General features: G+C 42.2%; 18 protein-coding genes and 2 pseudogenes. 7 read left to right on the top strand and 13 right to left on the bottom strand.

The features are described 5' to 3' along the window. Nucleotides 1-426 precede the first annotated feature (426 nt). Nucleotides 427-2532 (bottom strand): molecular chaperone DnaK, encoded by a 2106-nt coding sequence (dnaK, locus tag UYC_RS0119635; protein WP_016875610.1) that lies wholly within the window; start codon nucleotides 2530-2532, stop codon nucleotides 427-429. Between the two features lie 111 nt (nucleotides 2533-2643). On the opposite strand from dnaK, the gene UYC_RS0119630 reads away from it, so the two are divergent. Beyond that, nucleotides 2644-3489, top strand: a complete 846-nt coding sequence (locus UYC_RS0119630) for a M28 family peptidase (protein ID WP_026087518.1) — start codon at nucleotides 2644-2646, stop codon at nucleotides 3487-3489. 54 nt (nucleotides 3490-3543) lie between these two features. Here the strand turns inward: UYC_RS0119630 and UYC_RS0119625 are convergent, their stop codons facing one another. After that, nucleotides 3544-4452 (bottom strand): bestrophin family protein, encoded by a 909-nt coding sequence (locus UYC_RS0119625; RefSeq protein ID WP_016875612.1) that lies wholly within the window; start codon nucleotides 4450-4452, stop codon nucleotides 3544-3546. Between the two features lie 551 nt (nucleotides 4453-5003). Between UYC_RS0119625 and UYC_RS0119620 the strand changes: the two genes are divergently transcribed. The 3 genes from UYC_RS0119620 to UYC_RS0119610 all read left to right on the top strand — a co-directional run bounded on the left by UYC_RS0119620 (nucleotide 5004) and on the right by UYC_RS0119610 (nucleotide 8644). Beyond that, entirely contained in the window at nucleotides 5004-6062 is a 1059-nt protein-coding gene (locus tag UYC_RS0119620) for a chemotaxis protein CheB (RefSeq protein ID WP_016875613.1), read from the top strand. Further along, on the top strand, nucleotides 6052-6621 hold the full coding sequence (locus UYC_RS0119615) for a chemotaxis protein CheB (RefSeq protein WP_016875614.1): 570 nt from the start codon (nucleotides 6052-6054) through the stop codon (nucleotides 6619-6621). Before UYC_RS0119620 ends, UYC_RS0119615 begins: the two co-directional genes overlap by 11 nt. A 157-nt stretch (nucleotides 6622-6778) precedes the next feature. Next, complete coding sequence (locus UYC_RS0119610) at nucleotides 6779-8644, top strand: CheR family methyltransferase (RefSeq protein WP_016875615.1); 1866 nt, start codon at nucleotides 6779-6781, stop codon at nucleotides 8642-8644. Between the two features lie 11 nt (nucleotides 8645-8655). On the opposite strand, the gene UYC_RS0119605 is transcribed toward UYC_RS0119610, so the two are convergent. From UYC_RS0119605 to UYC_RS0119590, 4 genes are all read right to left on the bottom strand, one after another. Continuing rightward, entirely contained in the window at nucleotides 8656-9978 is a 1323-nt protein-coding gene (locus UYC_RS0119605; RefSeq protein WP_016875616.1) for a PAS domain-containing sensor histidine kinase, read from the bottom strand. Nucleotides 9979-11186: 1208 nt separating this feature from the next. Next, the gene (locus tag UYC_RS0119600) at nucleotides 11187-11828 is read right to left on the bottom strand and encodes a hypothetical protein (RefSeq protein ID WP_016875617.1); all 642 of its coding nucleotides are present in this window, start codon (nucleotides 11826-11828) and stop codon (nucleotides 11187-11189) included. Nucleotides 11829-12007: 179 nt separating this feature from the next. After that, entirely contained in the window at nucleotides 12008-13144 is a 1137-nt protein-coding gene (locus UYC_RS0119595) for a D-alanine--D-alanine ligase family protein (RefSeq protein ID WP_016875618.1), read from the bottom strand. A 269-nt stretch (nucleotides 13145-13413) separates the two neighbouring features. Next, on the bottom strand, nucleotides 13414-13962 hold the full coding sequence (locus UYC_RS0119590) for a pentapeptide repeat-containing protein (RefSeq protein WP_016875619.1): 549 nt from the start codon (nucleotides 13960-13962) through the stop codon (nucleotides 13414-13416). Between the two features lie 634 nt (nucleotides 13963-14596). Here UYC_RS0119590 and UYC_RS0119585 point away from each other — a divergent pair. Together UYC_RS0119585 and UYC_RS0119580 are read left to right on the top strand one after the other, a co-directional pair. After that, nucleotides 14597-15544: a branched-chain amino acid ABC transporter permease gene (locus tag UYC_RS0119585; protein WP_016875620.1), complete on the top strand. Its 948-nt coding sequence runs from the start codon at nucleotides 14597-14599 to the stop codon at nucleotides 15542-15544. A 225-nt stretch (nucleotides 15545-15769) separates the two neighbouring features. Beyond that, nucleotides 15770-16561 (top strand): ABC transporter ATP-binding protein, encoded by a 792-nt coding sequence (locus UYC_RS0119580; RefSeq protein WP_016875621.1) that lies wholly within the window; start codon nucleotides 15770-15772, stop codon nucleotides 16559-16561. Between the two features lie 133 nt (nucleotides 16562-16694). On the opposite strand, the gene UYC_RS39000 is transcribed toward UYC_RS0119580, so the two are convergent. From UYC_RS39000 to UYC_RS39545, 5 genes and pseudogenes are all read right to left on the bottom strand, one after another. Continuing rightward, nucleotides 16695-16859, bottom strand: coding sequence for a hypothetical protein (locus UYC_RS39000; protein ID WP_016875622.1), 165 nt, complete (start codon nucleotides 16857-16859; stop codon nucleotides 16695-16697). A 31-nt stretch (nucleotides 16860-16890) separates the two neighbouring features. Then, a complete protein-coding gene (locus UYC_RS0119570; RefSeq protein WP_016875623.1) occupies nucleotides 16891-17505 on the bottom strand; it encodes a class I SAM-dependent methyltransferase in 615 nt (204 codons plus the stop codon). Between the two features lie 141 nt (nucleotides 17506-17646). After that, the gene (locus UYC_RS0119565; RefSeq protein ID WP_016875624.1) at nucleotides 17647-18405 is read right to left on the bottom strand and encodes an SDR family oxidoreductase; all 759 of its coding nucleotides are present in this window, start codon (nucleotides 18403-18405) and stop codon (nucleotides 17647-17649) included. 164 nt (nucleotides 18406-18569) lie between these two features. Next, nucleotides 18570-18812 carry a hypothetical protein gene (locus UYC_RS0119560; RefSeq protein WP_016875625.1) on the bottom strand — a complete coding sequence of 81 codons (243 nt, stop codon included), beginning with the start codon at nucleotides 18810-18812 and terminating at the stop codon, nucleotides 18570-18572. After that, nucleotides 18793-19071, bottom strand: a pseudogene (locus UYC_RS39545) (BrnT family toxin). Before UYC_RS39545 ends, UYC_RS0119560 begins: the two are co-directional and overlap by 20 nt. 201 nt (nucleotides 19072-19272) lie before the next feature. Between UYC_RS39545 and UYC_RS40520 the strand changes: the two are divergent. After that, nucleotides 19273-19380: pseudogene (locus UYC_RS40520) on the top strand (DUF3368 domain-containing protein); the annotation flags it as partial. A 70-nt stretch (nucleotides 19381-19450) separates the two neighbouring features. Here the strand turns inward: UYC_RS40520 and hypB are convergent. Beyond that, nucleotides 19451-20326, bottom strand: a complete 876-nt coding sequence (gene hypB, locus UYC_RS0119550; protein ID WP_016875627.1) for a hydrogenase nickel incorporation protein HypB — start codon at nucleotides 20324-20326, stop codon at nucleotides 19451-19453. Continuing rightward, complete coding sequence (hypA, locus tag UYC_RS0119545; protein ID WP_016875628.1) at nucleotides 20317-20658, bottom strand: hydrogenase maturation nickel metallochaperone HypA; 342 nt, start codon at nucleotides 20656-20658, stop codon at nucleotides 20317-20319. Before hypA ends, hypB begins: the two co-directional genes overlap by 10 nt. Nucleotides 20659-20718 lie beyond the last annotated feature (60 nt).

Raw genomic sequence — 20718 nt, 5'->3', positions numbered from 1 at the left:
GTTCCGTCGTTTAACTTTAGATTTTAGATTTGATATTTTTTGAAGATATATTTTGTTGGTGGTTATTTGTTAGTTCTTTCCCAGTACTAAACGTGTAAGCCGATTTTTCCGGGTATTTCTTTTGCGAGCGGCAATTAACCAAGCTCACCAGTACGGGAGGCAGCGCGCCCTTGGGGGTTCTCCCCGTTGTAGCACCTGGCGTCGGGTTAAGAGCGTTGTAGCGACTGCCGTGCGGTTTTGAAGATAAATTGTCTGTTTCAGCCCAAAGATAATCGACAAAACCCGTCCTCTACTAACTAATAACTTTTTCCTTATTCCCAAATTACTAATAACAACAGCTACATTCTGAATCTATTTCATGATCTTGTTTCAAACTACATATATTTATTCTTACAGTTAAAGGACGGGAACGCACCCGTCCCCACTTTAGAGCCAATCATCGTCGTCATCCCAATTATCCTGGTAGCTGGGGCGACTTCTGCGTGAAGAACCACCGCCTTCGTAGGGAGAACGACTGTCTCTGCCATAGCTTCTATCCCTGTCGTAGTCTCTGCCATAGCTTCTATCTCTGTCGTAGTCTCTGCCATAGCCTCTGTCATAGTCTCTATCGTAGTAATCGCGATCGCGAAATGTTTCCCTGGGAGATTCGCGTTCTTTGTCTCCGCCAGTGAAGATGTCCTTGATTGCACCAAACAAGTCATCGTCTTCCTCGTCGGCGTAATACTGGCGCACTTCCCGGCTGAGATCAGATAAAGCATCTTGCAGATCGGCGTATGCTTGATCGATGCCGCGATCGTCATTTTGCTGTAAACTTTCGCGTAATTCTCGGCAGATGTTATCAATTTGTTGGCGTCGAGTGCGGGCAAATCCCATGCCAAATTCTAGCGCTACTTCTCTAAGCTGTCTTTCGGCTTGTAAAATCAAAGCCTCAGAGCGAGTACGTTTTTCTATTTTTTCTTTGCGCTGTCTGTCTACATCTGCATATTTTTCTGCATCTCGAATTGCCTGCTGAATTTCTCCCTCACTTAAGGTAGAAGCACCTTGAATAGTGATACTTTGCTCTCTGCCTGTGGTTCTATCCAGAGCTGTTACCTGTAAAATCCCGTTAGCATCAATATCAAATGATACTTGTATTTGCGGTATACCACGAGGAGCGGGGGGAATACCATATAGCTTAAAGCGCCCCAAAGATTTATTATCTGCCGCCATTTCCCGTTCACCTTGAACTACATGAATTTCTACAGTATTTTGGTTATTTTCTGATGTAGAAAAAATATCAGAACGGCGTACGGGGATTGTGGTGTTACGAGGGATAAGTACTTTTCTCACGCCACCAATGGTTTCCAATCCTAAAGAAAGAGGCGTAACATCTAGCAGCAAAACATCTTTCATCTCGCCTGCGAGAATACCCGCTTGAATGGCTGCACCTACTGCTACAACTTCATCGGGATTGACATTCTGGTTAGGTTCTCTACCAATCATCGCTCGTACAAGTTGCTGTACCATTGGCATACGTGTAGAACCGCCTACCAACACAACTTCATCGATATCTGCAGGAGTCAAGCCAGCATCTTTGAGCGCTCGTTTCACAGGTACGCGCAATCGCCCTAACAAATCATCGCATAACCCTTCAAATTGAGAACGAGTCAGACGAGTTTCCAGGTGTACTGGCCCTTCTTCTGTGGCAGCGATAAAGGGTAAATTAATATCAGTAACGCTAACTGAAGAAAGTTCAATTTTTGCCTTTTCGGCAGCTTCCATCAGACGCTGTAAAGATTGTCGTTCACGTCTTAAATCTACTCCTTCTTGTTCTAAAAATTTTTCTGCCAACCAATCGACAATTTTTTTATCAAATTCATTTCCACCTAATTGGGTATCGCCGCTGGTGGCTCTAACTTCAAACACACCATCACCAATATCTAGGATTGATACATCAAAGGTGCCACCGCCCAAATCAAATACCAAAATGGTTTGGTTGTCAGAGCGATCTAAACCATAAGCCAAAGATGCGGCTGTAGGTTCATTGAGAATTCGTAACACTTCTAAACCAGCGATTCTGCCAGCATCCCGCGTTGCCTGTCGCTGGGAATCATTAAAATAAGCGGGAACGGTAATTACTGCCCCCGTAACTGGTTCATTTAGATATTTGCTGGCATCTTCTGCTAATTTTTTAAGAACCATTGCCGAAATTTCTTCGGGGGCGAACTCTTTATTTAAACGAGGACATACTATTTTAATATTGCCTATTTCATCTTTACGGATGGTGTAAGGTATTCGCTTCGATTCTGGACTAAGTTCGGCATACTTGCGCCCAATAAAGCGTTTGACTGCAAAAAAAGTATTTTGGGGGTTAAGCACAGTTTGCCGCCGCGCCATTTGTCCGACTAAGCGTTCGCCGTCTTTGCTGAAGCCAACTACGGAGGGAGTTGTGCGCATACCTTCTGCATTGGCAATCACCACCGGCTTGCCTCCCTCCATGACGGCGACTACAGAGTTAGTTGTACCCAAGTCGATGCCGACTACCTTGCCCATGCGTTGCTGTTCTCCTACTGGTCTTATAAATTATTTGTTTAGAACTTATGCTTGATTTATTGTATCTTGCACTTGATAAATACACGGTGAACCAATGTTAGCTGTTAGAATATTGTGTTAAAGACGCAACTGGAAACTCATCTTACTCAAATAGCTCGCGATCGCGATCCTTATCTGGCAAGTGGCGGACATTTTTTTGTCCAAGAATACATTCGCGCTTCATTTGCACAATGGGGGAGTGTGGATATCCACACCTTCTACGTAGGTGCTAAAGCTTGTAAAAATCTCATTTTAAATTTACCTGCTGCTGAGTCGCAAAAGGAAGATTTGCCGTTAATTTTAATTGGTGCCCATTATGATGCTGTACCAGGAACGCCAGGCGCTGATGATAATGCCACTGGTGTGGCGGTGTTGTTGGAATTAGCAAGAATATTTGCTGCACAACCAATCAGATATCCGCTCCGATTGGTGGCTTTCGATATGGAAGAATACGGCTTGTTGGGTAGTACGGAATATGTGACTAAGTTCCGGCAAGAACAACAAGCGTTGCGTTTAATGATGTCGCTCGAAATGTTGGGTTATTGCGATTCTACTCCTGGTTCCCAAACTTACCCGTCTCCTTTACAGTACATTTACCCTGATCGCGGCAATTTTATCGGTTTAATTGGCAATTGGCGAACATTACGGGATTTAATTTCTATTAGTCGCAGCATTCGCAAAGCCGGCGTACCCAGCCAGTGGCTGCCAGTACCAAATCAAGGGCATATAGTGCCCCAGACACGACTCAGCGATCATGCGCCATTTTGGGATGCAGGTTACCCGGCAATCATGGTGACAGATACGGCATTTATGCGGAATCCTAACTATCACAAACCTAGCGATACAATTGCGACTTTGGATTTAGATTTTTTGACGGGTGTTTGTCAGGGTTTGGAAACTGGAATTCGGCGGTTGTGAGAATAGGAAGTTTGAGAAATTCAGCTAGTGTGAGGGGTTTAATTGGTGTTTGCATTAGTTTTGTGATTCTCGATGCGATCGCGTACTGGGGATTAAGCTTGTTAAATCATTAATATTACGTTTCATTGTATGACAAATAGTATCTAGAGGTAAGTCATTGGCATCGTAACCAAAGGGATTTTCTATTTCTAAACCAATTGCTTCAATCCCAAATAAAGTAAAACTAATTAAAGCCACAATTACACCTGTCCACCAACCAAGTTCTTCTACAATTTGAAAAGGTAGTAACAGACAATAAAGTAGTAATAGTTGCTTTAAATGAATTGCATAAGCAAGGGGTATTGGTGTTTTTAAAATGCGTTCGCAAGCACCTAAATTATCTACCAGCATATTTAATAATTCTCGCATTGCTGTTAATTGATAACTATTTAAACAATTGCGGTTGTACTGCTGTTGTAGATAATCATCAATCCAAAAAGCTACCTCTAAGGGTGGATTGTTCATCATTTTTAATTTGGTGTATTTAGAATGCTGCATTAAGTCTTCTAATTCTGGATTTACAGGTTCGCTACGTAGATGTAATTTAGTTGCTACAGCAAATGCCACCAATAAGTTTAATGCTGCGATTTTATCTTTTTTGTCTTCTGGAGATATTTCTTCAATTGATACCCAAATCTGCCGCGCTAAATTCCGAACGGTGTTGACGATACTACCCCAACTTTTTCTACCTTCCCAAAAGCGTTCATAAGCTGTATTTGTACGAAAGACAAGCAATAAACCTAAAACAATACTGGGAATTACACTTCCTAAAATTGGTTGCGAGACAGGAATTTTAAAATAGTATAGTAAAGAAACCAAAACACCAAAACAACCGCATCCAATGACGCGTTTATAAATAGCTGTGATGACTGAACCTTTCAGTTGAAAGGCTGTTCGCCACCATATCAATTTTTTATTTGCCATGCTGTTACCAGAAATAATATTTAGTTGATAAATAAAGTAGAGACACGAAATTTCGCGTCTCTACACATTTTTCTTATGTTATAGGACTTATACCGATTCAAAAAATGTTTGCAACACATCCTGATGTAGAGACGTGCCATGGCACGTCTCTACAATGTCTATTTGTCGCATTCTTTTTTCAAATTGGTATTACGCAGCAATAACAAAAAACGTAGACGCGGAAGCCTCTCCACGTCTACAAAATTCAAAATTGGGAAGAGGACAAGGGGACACCCAGAAGGAGTGAGGGTATGAAAGAGGGAAGGTACGAGGGTATTTACTCTTATTCTCTCGCTCCCACGCTCCCTCGCTCCCTCACTCTCCCCCTCCTCTTCAAGCGTCCCTAGCCCCTAGCCCCTAGTCCCTAGTCCCTAGCCCCTAGTCCCTAACCCCCGTTCCCTTTATATCTTCTTTCCCCTTCCCAAGTTATATAAGTAAATGTCTGTATTTTGCTAGGTTTAAATTAGCAGTGTTTTAACTTGCGCTGCTTTACAATTTATCAAGAGAAATACATGGCTGGACACGATATCATCGTTGTCGGAGCATCAGCAGGTGGAGTTGAAGCGCTTACTCATCTGGTAAAAAACTTACCTGCAAATATCAAAGCTGCTATATTTATTGTTCTTCATGTTCCAGCTCACGGTACGAGCGTTTTACCCCGCATCTTAAGTAGAGCCGGAAGTTTGCCAGTATCTCATGCTCAAGATGGCGACGCAATTGTTCAAGGACGAATTTATGTTGCTCCGCCAAACTACCACTTATTAGTAAAGCCTGGATACTTGAGCTTATCACGAGGAGCAACAGAGAACAGCCATCGCCCGGCTGTTGATCCGTTGTTTCGTACAGCAGCGCGAATCTACGGACGGCGAGTGGTTGGTGTCATACTAACGGGTGTACTTGACGATGGTACGGCAGGACTAATGGCGGTAAAAATGCGTGGTGGTGTGGCGGTAGTTCAACATCCCGATGATGCTATGTATAGCGGGATGCCACGCAGTGCGATTGAAAATGTAGACAACATTGACTATATTCTGCCCTTAGCGGACATACCATCTACTTTGGTAGAGCTAGCTGAGATCCCTGTAGAAGAGGAAGTAAATAACTCTGTACCAGATGAAATGGAATATGAATCTGACATAGTGGAGTTGGATATGGACGCGGTAGAAAATGGCAATAGACCTGGTGAACCATCAAGTTTTTCCTGTCCGTCATGCGGTGGTACTCTCTGGGAAATTCAAGATGGAGATTTGTTACGATTTCGCTGTCGCACGGGACATGCTTTCTCTTCTGAAAGCCTTTTGGCAGAGCAATCTGATGCTTTGGAAGATGCTTTATGGAGTGCTTTGAGGGCGCTGGAGGAAAAATCCTCTTTGGCACTTCGCATGGCTCAACTAATGCGCGATCGCCATTATAATTTATCTGCGAAACGACTGGAGAAGGATGCCCATGAAGCCCAAAAACGTGCTGCCGTAATTAGAGATGTACTGAGCAAAAAGGATGGCGTGGTAGAAGGAAGCTTCACTTCTGAGTCAGAAAGCCAACCAATAATTTACGATCTAGATGATCTATAAACACATAGTTGTACTTGCGTCATCTTCCGGTGGACTCAAAGCTTTGAGTCAGGTTTTGTCAAGCTTGCCACCAGATTTTCCCGCGCCCATTGTCATAGTACAACACCTTAGTCCACATTATCCCAGTATGTTGGCGGAAATTCTGAGTCGGCGCTGCTCGATAATAATCAAGGAGGCACAAACAGGTGACAAATTAGAACCAGGTACAGTGTATATTGCTCCTCCCGATCAACACCTGCTGATCAATTTAGATGGCACTTTGTCTCTTACTCATACACAAAAAGTGCGCTTTGTCCGTCCGGCTGCGGATGTGCTATTTAAGTCCGCAGCCATAAGTTTTCAAGAAGGGGTGATCGCTGTTGTGCTGACTGGTAAAGATAGTGACGGCGCGGCAGGAGTACAGGCAGTCAAAGAGATGGGCGGTACAGTCATTGCCCAAGATCGGGCAAGTTCAGAATTTTTCAGTATGCCTGATGCCGCAATTCGTACCGGAGTTGTAGATTATATTTTGCCTTTGGATGCGATCGCCGCTACATTACTTAACTTGGTTAGTAAATAATTTTGATTTTTTATATACAATTATTCTGTCTATAAAAACTTTTAACTATACCATTTTTCACATTGCCGCATATTTAATTTGTTAAAATTTTCTATTTGTCAAGTATTTTTAACATCTCTACTAAAAGAATTTGATTGAGTAACTATTACATAGTAGTATGAGTACCACGGATGCCAATCCCGAACTAGAAAACCTTTTAGAATACATCAAGCGTAACCGTGGTTTTGATTTTAGGGGCTACAAACGCACGAGTTTAAGCCGTCGAATTCGCAGGCGGATGCAAACACTTAGTATTGAAAATTACAATGAATATTTAGACTATTTAGAGGTACATCCGGACGAGTTTGTTGAGCTTTTTAATACCATCCTCATTAACGTCACAGCCTTTTTCCGTGATACAGAGGCATGGGAGTACATAGCAAATGAAATCATTCCCCGGATAATTGCTAACAAGCCTATTACTCAACCAATTCGGATATGGAGTGCGGGATGCGCTTCTGGAGAAGAAACGTACACCATTGCCATGTTGCTAGCCGAAGCGTTGGGAATGGAACAGTACACCGCACGAGTAAAAGTTTTTGCTACCGATGTGGATGCGGAGGCTTTGGACTACGCCCGTCATGCAAACTACACCCCGAAAGAGATCCAAAACGTTCCTCCAGATTTACAAGAAAAATATTTCGAGCGAACAGGCGGTCGCTACACTGTACAAAAAGAACTGCGTCGCGGGGTAATTTTTGGTCGCCACGATTTAGTTCAGGATGCACCCATTTCTAGAATTGATCTGCTGGTGTGTCGCAACACTCTGATGTATTTCAATTCTGAAACTCAAGCTAGAATTCTTGATCGCTTTCACTTTGCCCTGCACGATAGCGGCTTTCTATTTTTAGGCAAAGCAGAAATGCTATTTGCACGCAACCACTCTTTTGCACCTCTAGACTTGCGGCGACGTATATTTACTAAAGTGCCAAATGGCAATCGCCGCGATATGTTGCTGAGTATGACTCAAACGAGCAGCCAGCAATCCAGCTTTGATATGGTTGACAAGATGAGCCGCGTTAATCAAGCCGCCTTCGAGATCGATCCGATCGCCCAGGTAATAGTAGATATTCACAACTCGCTAGCGCTAGCCAACGAACAAGCCCGCACTTTATTTAATATTAATACTAGGGATCTGGGTCGTCCCTTACAAGATTTAGAAATTTCCTACCGTCCGGTAGAGTTGCGATCACGTATTGACCAAGCTAGCACCAATCGTCGCACTGTAATTTTGAAAGACATAGAGTGGTCAATTGCAGAACAAGAAATCAGATATTTTGATGTACACGTCATACCACTAATTGATATCAGCAGCGACGAGTTATTAGGCGTAAAAATCGTCTTTACCGATGTTACCCGGTTTAAACAGTTACAAAACGATCTAGTACACGCCAATCAGGAACTGGAAACGGCTTATGAAGAACTCCAATCCACCAACGAAGAGCTAGAAACCACCAACGAAGAACTCCAGTCTACCGTCGAAGAGCTAGAAACTACCAACGAAGAACTCCAGTCTACCAACGAAGAGTTGGAGACAATGAATGAAGAACTCCAGTCTACCAATGAAGAGCTGCATACACTTAACGACGAACTGCGTCAGCGCAGTGATGAATTAGTTCAAGTCAATACCTTTTTAGAATCTATTTTGGCTGGTTTACAGAGTGGAGTTGCGGTTCTCAACCAAGATTTACACATCCAAATTTGGAACTATCGCTGTGAAGATCTTTGGGGTGTACGTGCTGATGAAGTTAAAGGCAGACACTTTCTCAACCTGGATATTGGTTTGCAAGTCGAGCAACTCAGACAGCCAATTCGTCATTGTCTGCTAGGAGAGTCGCCACACCCAGAAGTGATCCTAGAAGCCACAAATCGTCGTGGTAAGAAAATTTTGTGCAAAGTCACTTGTACCCCACTGCGTGCTTTGACTACAGGAGAAATTCAAGGGGTGATCTTGTTAATGGAGGCAGTTGGCAGCACGGAGTGAAGACAAGGTGGTTACTCTGCTACTGTTCTAGGTAATTGAACACTAAAGGTTGAACCTTCGCCCAATTTACTGTTAACAGCGATCGCTCCGTTCATCAAGCGCACTAACTTATCTACTATAGATAGTCCCAAACCTGTACCACTATGCTTACGTGTGAGAAACTGATCGACTTGCCGAAATTCCTGGAAAATTTGTTGTAAATCAGCTTCAGCGATCCCAATCCCCGTATCCTTAACTACTAGCGCTATTCTGTCTTGTGTCAGTTCTCGCGCTTCTACGGTAACACTGCCCATATCAGTAAATTTAATGGCATTGGAAAGCAGGTTAATCAAAATTTGCCGAACACGGTTACTGTCGTTAACAACTATCGGATTTTGCAATTGTACGTGAACGTGTAAGGTTAATTTTTTCTGTTCCGCCAAGCAATGCAGTTCTTCTGTTACTGTCGTTACTAGCTCTGCTAAGTTAAACTCTTCTAGCTTTAACTCCAACCGCCCTGCCTCCAGCTTGGAGAAGTCAAGAATATCTTCGATTAGCGCTAGTAGATGCCGGGCGCTACTGACAATGCGTTCCACCATACTTCTCGCTTGAGGGGAGAAATGATTGTATTGCGGACGTAACAACAGTTGGGAAAAGCCCAATATCACATTCATAGGGGTGCGCAATTCGTGAGACATCATCGCCAAAAAATGGGATTTTAGCTTTGTTGCTTCTTGTAGTTGTAAATTCTGGAGATGCATCGCCCGAAGTTGTTCTTCTATTTGTTTGCGAATAGTAATGTCGCGCACTAGCCAGCGCCATCCTCTAGGGTTGCCTTCCTCATCACGGATTGTAGCAATACTGATTGCAGCTTCAAAAGCAAGCTTTTCTCTTGTTTGCATATGGATTTCCCAATCTTGGATTTGTTCCAAATTGCGTAGTTGAGATAACAGGCAACGAAAAGCTCGACGCTGATTTTCAGGGATAAAGTTAACGAGCAGTTTACCTTTAAGGAATTTTGGTGATATTTTGAATAAATTCGCAGCAGTACGGTTAGCTTCTAGGATTTTTCCTTCAATATCAGTTACTAAATAGGCATCTGGCGCAAAATCAAACAATTCTTGGTAACGCTTGCGCTCTAATTCCAAAGCCTGACGAGTAGCCAGTAATTCTTCATTCTGCTGACATAGCTCCTCTTCAGCTACATGAAGCTCTTCTAATGCTGTGTTCAGTTCTTCTAGTGACTCTTGTAGCAGTGGTGACGGCGGCAAAGACGAAGAGTGCGCTTGGGTATTTAGTTCACTAGCCCGTTGATGGACAATGTCTACTTGTTGGGCAAACTTGTAAGCATTCACGCTGTAACCTCCTTTTGAATATAAATAGTTTTTAAGTAATTTTTATTAAATTTGATATCAATAGACATCAGCACAAGGGTAAAAAGAGTTTTCTATTCCTTCAACTGCCAGAAGAAAAATAGTCTAGCTTCATAAGGCTGAAACGAGTAAACTCAAAGTAATCTTTGAAAAATCTAGCTCTTGAACTCAATTACTTAAAAACGAAGATAATAAACAGAATTTCCTCAAAATTCTCATAAATATTTGCTTTATGTTTATTATTTGAAAGAATTAAAATTGAAAAGGCTTCTTTGGTTTGATAAATTTAACCTACTCTCAAGCTCACATTAGAATTCAACATTTGAATACATCCTGCTAACACAATTAGTTAAGGTATCTTTGGCAAATTAAAACAAAAACTGTACTTAAAATTGCGAATTTTTTTTGAAAGTACACAATTTTAAAAGTTTTCTGATTTTGATTGCGGCAACCCCCTAAAGACATAAATTTGAACCACCTTTACTACCAAAGAATTTAGTACTTCGTAGAAATGAACAAGCCTTTTAATTTTACAGTGACAAATATCTTTATCTGTTGTATCCCCTCAAGAGTGAGAAAAACCAACTTCTAAAGTATGAGTTGGACTATATCTTGAATAGTACTTACAAGGCTTTAAAAATGTGATAGTAAACAACATCAATATTCCAAAACTCTAGAAGAATGCACGGCAGTCGCTACTACACGCTAACTCCGCAAGGGCGCGCTGGCTCACCGCTGTTGCACCTACACAGCTATCTAAACAAAGCCAATAGGCTGAATCTGCTTATTTGTCTAGAGATATAGATATAACTTAATGAAGTGCGATCGCGACTTGAAAGTTTATAAAGAAAACCTTAAATTTTGGTAGACTAATCTTCGCTCTCTTGAATTCTCAAATTTTGACATGAGAAAACTATAGCGCGTAATACCATTTCACGTTAATTGCGATACACATGAATTTTGCCGAGACGCGATATATCGCGTCTCGGCACGGCTGTATTTGTATCAGATTTTTTGTGAAAGAGTATAAGCATTTTACTTAGGTATTAAAATAAGCAATTCTAATGCAAGGTATTAATATAAAAAATGGTGAGTAGAACAACCAATCTAAACATAAAAGCACGCAGTAAGATCCCCGACTTCTGGTAAGAAGTCGGGGATCTGTGTTTATTCAAGAGAATATCAAAATATTACTTACGTAAAAGAGTAGATAAAGAAGTCTGTTTGCGAAGATCCAGGGTTTTGGCTAGAGATTCTTCATCCTGGTTCAAATTTTCTTCTGGTGGTAGAACTGTTACCACTGGTTTTTTTTCATCCGGCATTGTAAAGGTTTTACGTGCCGATCGCGGTACATATACGGGTAAGTTTTTGGTGGGAGGCGGTTCTAGTTTCGGGAAGGGGCGCGGAGTTGAACGTGACTGATAGCGCCTAATATTTCTCTGGATTTTTGGCTTTTTGATGGGATGATTTAGCCAGCGAAAAATTACTAAGCATCCACTTGCACAACTGAGGGCGATCGCAGCTATCATCCATAAAGGTAGAGGATTACTGGATGCGCTGGCTGTTTGAGCATATGCAGTAGCTGCCGATTCTAGCTCAAATTCTTGCACCGCGGTTGTGTCTTCTGATGCTGTTTCTACACGCCCCACATAACCAAGACTGTACAGAGCGACAGCAGCACTAGACAAAAAAACCACTAAAACTCCACCTAACAATAGCCAAGGATATTGCGTAAGTAGATTAATCGCAGAAATCCGCTTTGTGTTTTCTATTGTTTCGGGTGCAGGTGTTTGTACTGTCGGTGACTTCTGTACAATCTGAGTATTTTTCATGACTACTTCACAGACTCCCCTCTTGTTTCTGATTGTACCGGAGGGCAAGCCATCACGTATCCGTAGTGGAATTTCAAATTGAAGTAGCCTTTTTGTAAGGATCTGGCTACTCAATTTGAAAGTTTTTAGAAAAAAAGTATTTTTTGCTACTTTTTTTTTGATGTCAAAATTCAGTCTCCCTATTCTTTCGTTTCTGGGGTAGAGCGTCTTTCCAAAGCTAGTTGAATCAATCGATCCACTAATTCTGGAAAGGAGACACCACTATGTGCCCACAGTAAGGGATACATACTTGTTGCTGTAAAACCTGGTAAGGTATTTATTTCATTAATTAAAACTTCACCTGTAGCTTCCACGTAGAAAAAGTCTACTCTTGCTAGCCCACCAGCATCAATGGCTGCAAAGGCTTGCAAAGCCATTTCCTGAATTTGACGGGTGACTGCATCTGATACTGTTGCGGGTATTACCAAATCTGCTTTACCTTGTGTATATTTAGTTTCATAATCATAGAAATCACTACTATAAGTAATTTCACCGACAACAGAAGCTTGAGGTTGATCGTTTCCTAAGACGGCACATTCTAATTCTCTTGCTATAACTCCTGCTTCAACAATAATCCGGCGATCATAACTCGCAGCGTTATCTAATGCTGTCTCTAATTCTTGACGCGATCGCGCTTTGGCAATTCCCACCGATGAACCCAGATTTGCAGGCTTGATAAAGCAGGGATAACCCAAATTCAATTCGATTTGATCGCACAATTTGGGGAAAACACAAGGATTTGACCAAATTTGCGAGCGATTAACCGCCATATATTTTACTTGCGGTAGTCCAGCTTGGGCAAAGGCCATTTTCATGGCTATTTTATCCATTCCCATCGCCGATCCCAGTACTCCAGAGCCAACAAAAGGCACTTGCATCAACGTGAGTAAACCTTGAACTGTGCCATCTTCACCATTCGGCCCATGTAGAATTGGAAACCAAACATCTACTTCCGCCACTTGAGAAGGAGATTGCCAGCGACTGAAAGATAGGCGATCGGCGGTTGATAATTGTGAACTATCGCTTCCTAATTGATTTTCCTGAGGCTCAGGATTTGAGCGAGGCAATTGTAATGGTTGTCCTGATTCTAGGACTTGTTGCGATACATTGCCTGCTAACCAACGTCCATCTTTTTGAATATAGAAAGGCAGAATTTCGTATTTACTAGCATTTTGCTCTGCACTCAAAGCTTTGGCGATCGCTCTTGCTGAATTAATTGATACCTCATGTTCTCCCGAACAACCGCCAAACAGCAACCCTACCCGCAGCTTAGTCATTTGAAATACCTTATATCACTCCGCAATTGCAGATAGCCTATCACAATTAAGAGAGGGAATAGGGAATAGGGACTAGGGATTAGGGGCTAGGGGTTAGGGGCTAGGGACTAGGTGCTAGGGACGCTTGAAGAGGAGGGGGAGAGTGAGGGAGCGAGGGAGCGTGGGAGCGAGAGAATAAGAGTAAATACCCTCGTACCTTCCCTCTTTCATACCCTCACTCCTTCTGGGTGTCCCCTTGTCCTCTTTGCCCGATCCCCAATCCCCGATCCTCAGCTACCACCAGCCCAAGTTACCCATTTGTGAGATAAGCCGGTATGTAATATTGTTCCGCTCATCTCTTTGTCGGTGACAATTGCGCCCGTTAAATCTGCACCGTTAAGTTCAGCTTCAGCTAAGTGCGTTTCAATCAAATTTGTCTGACTGAGATTTGCTCCAGATAGATCGGCACCACTCAATTCTGCTTCACTCAGATTTGCCCTAACTAAATTTGCTCTAATTAGATTTGCACCCCGCAAATCTGCACGACTTAAATTTGTGTCCTCTAGGTTGACATTAATTAAGTCTGCTCCAATGAAGTTAGTCTCGCTTAAGTTTGCACCGTTGAGATTTGCTCCCGTTAAATCTGCATCCGTCAGATTTGCTCGACTAAAGTTGCATCTGCTCAAATCGGCTCGACTCAAATCAGCGCCACTCAAGTCGGCTCCACAGAAATTTGCGCCACTTAAATCAGCTTCACCAAGGTTTGCTTTATGCAGGTTTGCACCGTTAAAATCTCTTTCTCCTGCTGCGTATCGATTTAGGAGTATATTAACGTCCATAATTATCTCCCTCGCAATTGTTACAAATCAGCAAGTTTAGTGATGAGTTTCACTCTACTCAAGCCACACCAATATTTATTGATTTGTCAGTAATTGGTATTTTGCGCCAAAACTTTGTAATATTATTTTGCTAGGATTTTGGAATTCTGGAATGCTTACTTAATGGAAATATGCATAATTTAGAGAAGTCTTGACAAGTTCCCTGTAAATTAATTAGAAAGCTATATTTATTTAAAGTATTATTATTTTAACTTATCTATTGTTCATAATTTATAAACTAATGAAACTTTTTACAATTGGTGACAAAAGCAAATCTGAATGGGAAGTTTAGAGTATTTACCCAGTAATATGAAGCACCATAATAATTAGGTAGGCAAGAATAAAAGCAAAGTGTATTAAGGAATGTAAGATGAGTACGAGCGGGTTTTAACTACTAATCACCGTAAGGTGGGCACTATCGAAAAGGTAGAATAAGGGTTTGAGCAAATTTAGGTAGTGCCTACCCTACAAAAATTGCTAACAAGTAAGGTGGGCACTATCGAAAAGGTAGAATAAAGGTTTGAGCAAATTTAGGTAGTGCCCACCCTACAAAAATTGCTAACAAATGATCAATGACAAATGACGACCATCGAAAATGGCTGAATTTTTTGCTACTTACGGTTCTTTAATTGTCTCTATGGTATTAGGGGCACTGTTAGGACTGTCGCTGTATTTACCGTTGATGGCTGGACAGTTATCCTTAGCTAGTCCTGGATTTTATGCTTTAGGTGGATACATAGCGGCAATTTTATCTACAAAAGTTTTTACATCGACGAGCAATTTGTTCCCAATCCCACTATTATTATTGGAAATGTTAATTGCTGGTGTAGTTTCCGGTTTATTGGGAGTTGCGGTAGGAGTTCCGGCATTACGGTTACGGGGAATTTATTTAGCGATCGCCACCATTGCTTTTGTAGAAGTATTGCGTGTAATTTCTCTAAATTTAGAGATTACAGGCGGAGCGGTGGGAATTTTTGCCATTCCTCAACCTTTCCAAACCCCAATCGAGTATTTGTGGATTGCCCTACCGTTACTAATAATTAGTATGGTGTTAATGTATCGTCTGGAACGCATCCGTGTAGGTAGAGCATTCACAGCCATTCGTGAGGATGAGTTAGCAGCAAGTGCAATGGGAATTAACTCAACTTACTACAAAGTTTTAGCTTTCACATTAGGAGCTATTTTAGCTGGAGTAGTTGGTGCACTTAGCGCTCATTTTTTGAATACATGGAATGCCCGTCAAGGTACATTTGATGCTAGTATTATTTACTTAACTTTTGTCTTAATCGGTGGTTCCAGAACTTTTTTGGGAGCGGTGTTAGGAGGAATGCTATTTACAGCCCTGCCAGAAATTTTAAGAAGTATAGCTGATACAGGTGGTTTACCCGACTGGTTCGCACAATTTTTACGAGATGGTAGATTAATTATTTTTGGCTTATTAATAGTTTTAGGAACAATCTTTTTTCCACAAGGACTTGTCACTCCAGATATATTTAAAAAACGCAAGCCTAAAGATAGGCATAGCAGTAAAGTATCAAGTTGAATGAATTTTTATTAGTTATAAATGAGAGAGTATTTATAAAAGAGCCAGAGGCTCTAGTTCTCGTTACCAGGTTGAACCTGGTAACGAGGGTAAGTTTTTAGATAGCCGTAACACACCCTACTAAGGAATAATATATTTAAAACCTGGTAACGAGGGTACTTCTGGCTTCTGACTTCTGACTTCTGCTGTATATTTAAAACTTGTGAATTAATCATGCCATAAGCAATGACATACGAAATTTTAGAATCTAATAATAGTATTATCTTAGATGCAAATTCTCTCACTCGTAGATTTGGGGGACTAGTAGCAGTAAACAATGTATCTTTTACAGTCAATAAACATGAAATTTTTGGACTGATTGGCCCGAATGGTGCAGGTAAGACAACGCTGTTTAATTTAATTACAGGCTTAATTCCACCTTCAAGTGGGCAATTAAGATATAAAGATAAAGAAATTTCCCAACTTCGTCCCCATCAAATTGCTGGTTTAGGGATTGCTCGAACGTTTCAGAATATTCGGCTTTTTGGTGAACTTTCAGCGCTGGAAAATGTAATTATTGCCCGGCATTTGCATACTCATAGTAATATGCTCACGGGTGTTTTAGGAGTACCACCAGCGCCTCAAGAGGAAAGTAAAAGTAAACAGAAGGCTCTAGAGTTATTAGAATTAGTTGGACTGGACAAACGTGCAGAAGAAAAAGCCAAAAACTTTGCTTACGGCGATCAGCGTCGCTTAGAAATTGCTCGCGCTTTAGCCTTAGAACCGCAAATCTTACTCCTTGATGAACCCGCAGCAGGAATGAATCCCAGCGAGAAACAACTACTCAGTGAATTTATTCGTAGCCTGCGCGATCGCTTCAACTTAACGATTATTCTGATTGAGCATCACGTTCCCTTAGTGATGGGATTGTGCGATCGCATTGCTGTTTTAGATTTTGGACAATTAATTGCTTTGGGTGAACCGACGGTAGTCAGAAATAATCCAGCTGTCATCGAGGCGTATTTAGGAAACGATTGAAGAAGAACACAGAACACAGTGCTTTGCAACAACACACCTTCCGATAGCGATTGCTATCCCCAAACTGAAAGTTGCTGCAATTTTGTGATCGCTTTCTGTAAGAATATCTGCTGTAAGCGCGATCGCACTTAGTTTACGCAGACTTGTATAATCTACTAGTTTTGCGATCGCTTAAGTTGGGTTGTAGGCGATCGTCGGCTTTGTTAATGGTTGAAATATTAGCAGTTTTTACAATCCCGATTTTTGCTACGAGCGCCCCACCACCAATCTCGAATCGGATGCTATATGCTCCAAACACAGCAAGCTGCTGGGAATCAGACTCGCAGAGATTAAAGATTGCTTCCTTGCACGTACACCGTCGAAACAGGCTTCATCCTCTTCCGTTCCACTTTGATGTCGCTAAATCCAGCCATTTCCAGATAGCGTGCGAAGCTTTCTCCTGCTTTAGTCGTATCATCTTCTGTAGCGCCAGGGAGTCTGGGCTGATGAACGAGGGCTATGATTCCTCCCGTGCGCAACTGCTCTCTTAGCCGTCTCAGCACGTCAGTCTTGTGATCCCAGAACTGAAAGCAATTAACAGCCAGAATCTTGTCAAATGGGCTGTCGAAGGAGGGCAATTGCGATACCGAAGTAAGAACCAATCGCACTCTTCCAGCCGCAATGGCGCGTTGATTTCTTTTCGAGGCTTGCCTGAACATCACTTCAGAATGATCGATACCCCAAATAACACCGTCAGTGACAATTTCACTCATTTTTTGGATTGCTACTCCAGGCCCAAAACCAATTTCCAAGATGCGATCGGCGGGTTGCAGGTTAAGCAGGGAAATTGCCCACTCATTGCGTTCAAGATTTGATGGCCTATGTGCCATGATGAAGCCAGTGATATTCCCCCAAAATCCTGTGGGATGGGCGAATTGTGCTACAACTTTCTCTACAAGGCTCATAAAAGATCCTCCCTGAGCGTCTTGTCGGCAGAACACGGACATACAAGGCGAGTTAACGGCTAGCGTCACCGATTGCAGATGACGTTGAACTAAGCACAAGGGATGTTCGTCAATCCGGTGCACGTATTAGTTAGGCGGCGGCTACTTACCTCCTGCAACATCGATAAATGAACCTGTTGTATACGAAGCCTCAGCTGACAATAACCACAAAACTGCTTTTGCAACTTCAATTGCTTGCCCACCTCGCTTCATAGGGACAAGCTCTTTGACTCGCTCAACCCGATTCGGTTCACCACCGCTGGCGTGAATGTCAGTGTAAATAAAACCTGGACGTACCGCATTCACGCGAATACCTTCGTCGGCGACTTCCTTTGCCAACCCAATCGTCATTGTATCAATCGCTCCTTTAGAAGCCGCATAGTCTATGTATTCACCAGGGGAACCTAAACGAGAAGCAACTGATGAAACATTTACGATCGCTCCTCCTGCTCCACCGTGTCTAGTAGACATTCGTTTAACCGCTTCTCGTGCACACAGAAAACTGCCAGTAATGTTTGTTGCAAAGACTCGGTTCAACCGAGCCGCATCAATGTTTTCTACTCGCATCTGCTGTTCTAGAATTCCAGCATTATTGACAAGGGCAGTTACCTTTCCTAATCGTTCATCCACTGTTTCAAAGAGCCGAACCACATCATTTTCGACGGCAACATCAGCAGCAACCGCGATCGCTCTACCTCCAATCTGTGTAATAGAACTGACAATGCTGTGTGCAGCCTCCTGGTTGCAAAGATAATTGACACAAATAGCATAACCTTGTTCAGCAGCAAGATAGGCAGTAGCCGCACCAATGCCACGACTAGCGCCTGTAACGATCGCGATCTTTTCCATATCTGCAAGCATCTACAAACTACCTTCACCCAAAATACATTGTTTGACTGATAACAGACACTTGGATACACTGCCCGCATCTAACAAGATAAGCAGGCTAACGGTGGAAGTTGTGCGGCGGCAGATAACCTCAAAAGCCCACAGACAAGCTCTGTACCATCCGCACCAAAGCAGTGTTAGGCTGTCTCGCCGTCTGCTGATTGTGGCATCGATTCGATCAATGCTCTTAGCACTTTGTTGACTGATTCGGGCGTTCTAAAAACTTGAGCCACATCCTCATCTAAAACTACAACCATTAACTTTTGCGTCTTATGACCAACAGCAAATCGATTGGGTTTCGCCTTCTCGTAATCAAACCGATACTCAGGTAAAAGCTCGTCTTCAGAATTTTGTGTGTGATCAGAGGGCGTTTTGCTCATAATCCTCACGCTCTTTGCGAGTAGCTAGACGGGCACTAATGATACGGACGTTACCATATCGCTCAGTAAAAGCAATTAACAGCAACCGATTTTGCCGAGAGTGACCAATGATGATTTCTCTCTGTTAATCTACGGAATGAGCCTGATCATCAAAGATGACTGCCAGAGGATTATCGAATACGGTTTTGGCCTCTTCAAAGCTGACACCGTGTTTCTTCAAATTAGCAGCGGCTTTTGACTGATCCCACTCAAACTCCATGCTTAGATCATACCTGATTGTTCAAGGAGTGTAGTAGCTTGCTTCCCCGTAGAGGTACAAAGTGAAACCCAACATAATCGAGGTTTTTAGCGTTGGGTTACCCTGCACCGAAGCCGCGCAGAGCGCATCTACGTTCCTCAACCCAACCTACTAGCGCGGCAAGCCTAAAATGTTGGGTAAAGAGGCTAAGGAGAATCTGAAGCGATCGCCCTCGCCATAGAACTTAAGGCAGATTGGACACTTCTGGATGAACACGAGGGCAGAAAAGTTGCTAAATCTTTGGGATACAACAGGTTTGGGCTAACTTAGCTCATCACCTGCTGGGAACTGCGGTAATAATTTTGACATACTTAGGGAATAGTTTGGCTCAAGTACAGCACTAACATTCGCGATCGCATCTTACTGACCAATTTCCTATCTTTTGTGTTATGTATTCATACCAATTTTCTAGCCCGATTCCAGTCAATGCAGAAACTTGAAAAATTTGAATGTGAGGATTAACTTGCTGGGCATACTCTATACATTTTTGTACGTCAAACTGCACATAAGGTAACAAATCAATTTTGGTGAGAATCATTACCTCACTAGCGCGGAACATATGAGGATATTTTATCGGCTTATCTTCTCCTTCTGTCACAGAGAGAATTACTACTTTTAAATTTTCTCCTAAATCAAATAAAGCTGGACAAACAAGATTGCCAACATTCTCAATCATCACTACTGAATTTAAGGGCGGATTCAGTTGTTGTAATCCCCTGTCTATCATTGCAGCATCAAGATGACAGCCTGTGCCTGTGTTAATTTGGACTACCTTACAGCCTGTTTCTTGAATTTTTTTAGCATCATGAATTGTTTCTTGATCGCCTTCAATGACGCTGATTGTTAAATTATTTTTTAAATCATTAATCGTGCGAGTTAAGAGGGTGGTTTTTCCGGCACCTGGAGAACTCATGAGATTGAGCGCGAGAATATTTCTACCTTTAAACCATCCCCGATTTTGGGCTGCAATTAAGTTATTTTTTGCTAAGATATCTTGTTCTAAAGAGAGAGTTGTACCATGTATTTTGGCATGAACTTGTGAGGTTTCGTGGTTGTCTTCATGACTGTGGGAATGGGTGATAACAGTACCATCTGGTAAAGTGTGGGTGTGAGAGTGGTGACTGTTACCGTTGGCATGAATTGTTACTGATTCACCTGTTTCCAAATTGGCGATTTTAGCGTTACTATCATCAGAACAACCGCAGGTTACACACATATTTCCTCTATTTCTATTTCTTTAATTTTCAGTTCTTCACCAGCTATTAAATCTATTTGTGTACTGCCACACTGGCACTTACCAAAGGGCTGTTCGAGGGGAATTGTTGCACCGCATTCGCGACATTTTCCTAAGCCTGGAGTTTCTAAGATTTCTAATTTTGCTCCTTCTAAAACTGTACCCTGAGAACAGATATCAAAACAAAATCGTATGGCATCGGGCATGATGGCTGATAGTTTGCCTATTTCTAATAATACTCGTTGCACTTTTGAACCTTGGGCGTGTTCGGCTACAATTGCGATGATATTTTGGGTGATTCCTAGTTCGTGCATAATGAAGAAGAGATAATTTGCTCACGCAGAGGCGCAGAGGCGCAGAGAGAATAAAGTTTT

Origin of the sequence: Chlorogloeopsis fritschii PCC 6912 (assembly GCF_000317285.1) — a bacterium.
GTDB classification, from domain to species: Bacteria; Cyanobacteriota; Cyanobacteriia; order Cyanobacteriales; family Nostocaceae; genus Chlorogloeopsis; species Chlorogloeopsis fritschii.
This window is presented reverse-complemented; position numbering and strand designations above follow the sequence as displayed.

Coding starts and splice junctions, on each gene's coding strand:
- dnaK (WP_016875610.1), bottom strand. CDS start 2,532: ATGGGCAAGGTAGTCGGCATCGACTTGGGTACAACTAACTCTGTAGTC.
- UYC_RS0119625 (WP_016875612.1), bottom strand. CDS start 4,452: ATGGCAAATAAAAAATTGATATGGTGGCGAACAGCCTTTCAACTGAAA.
- UYC_RS0119620 (WP_016875613.1), top strand. CDS start 5,004: ATGGCTGGACACGATATCATCGTTGTCGGAGCATCAGCAGGTGGAGTT.
- UYC_RS0119615 (WP_016875614.1), top strand. CDS start 6,052: ATGATCTATAAACACATAGTTGTACTTGCGTCATCTTCCGGTGGACTC.
- UYC_RS0119610 (WP_016875615.1), top strand. CDS start 6,779: ATGAGTACCACGGATGCCAATCCCGAACTAGAAAACCTTTTAGAATAC.
- UYC_RS0119600 (WP_016875617.1), bottom strand. CDS start 11,828: ATGAAAAATACTCAGATTGTACAGAAGTCACCGACAGTACAAACACCT.
- UYC_RS0119595 (WP_016875618.1), bottom strand. CDS start 13,144: ATGACTAAGCTGCGGGTAGGGTTGCTGTTTGGCGGTTGTTCGGGAGAA.
- UYC_RS0119590 (WP_016875619.1), bottom strand. CDS start 13,962: ATGGACGTTAATATACTCCTAAATCGATACGCAGCAGGAGAAAGAGAT.
- UYC_RS0119585 (WP_016875620.1), top strand. CDS start 14,597: ATGGCTGAATTTTTTGCTACTTACGGTTCTTTAATTGTCTCTATGGTA.
- UYC_RS0119580 (WP_016875621.1), top strand. CDS start 15,770: ATGACATACGAAATTTTAGAATCTAATAATAGTATTATCTTAGATGCA.
- UYC_RS0119570 (WP_016875623.1), bottom strand. CDS start 17,505: ATGAGCCTTGTAGAGAAAGTTGTAGCACAATTCGCCCATCCCACAGGA.
- UYC_RS0119565 (WP_016875624.1), bottom strand. CDS start 18,405: ATGCTTGCAGATATGGAAAAGATCGCGATCGTTACAGGCGCTAGTCGT.
- UYC_RS0119560 (WP_016875625.1), bottom strand. CDS start 18,812: ATGAGCAAAACGCCCTCTGATCACACACAAAATTCTGAAGACGAGCTT.
- hypB (WP_016875627.1), bottom strand. CDS start 20,326: ATGTGTGTAACCTGCGGTTGTTCTGATGATAGTAACGCTAAAATCGCC.
- hypA (WP_016875628.1), bottom strand. CDS start 20,658: ATGCACGAACTAGGAATCACCCAAAATATCATCGCAATTGTAGCCGAA.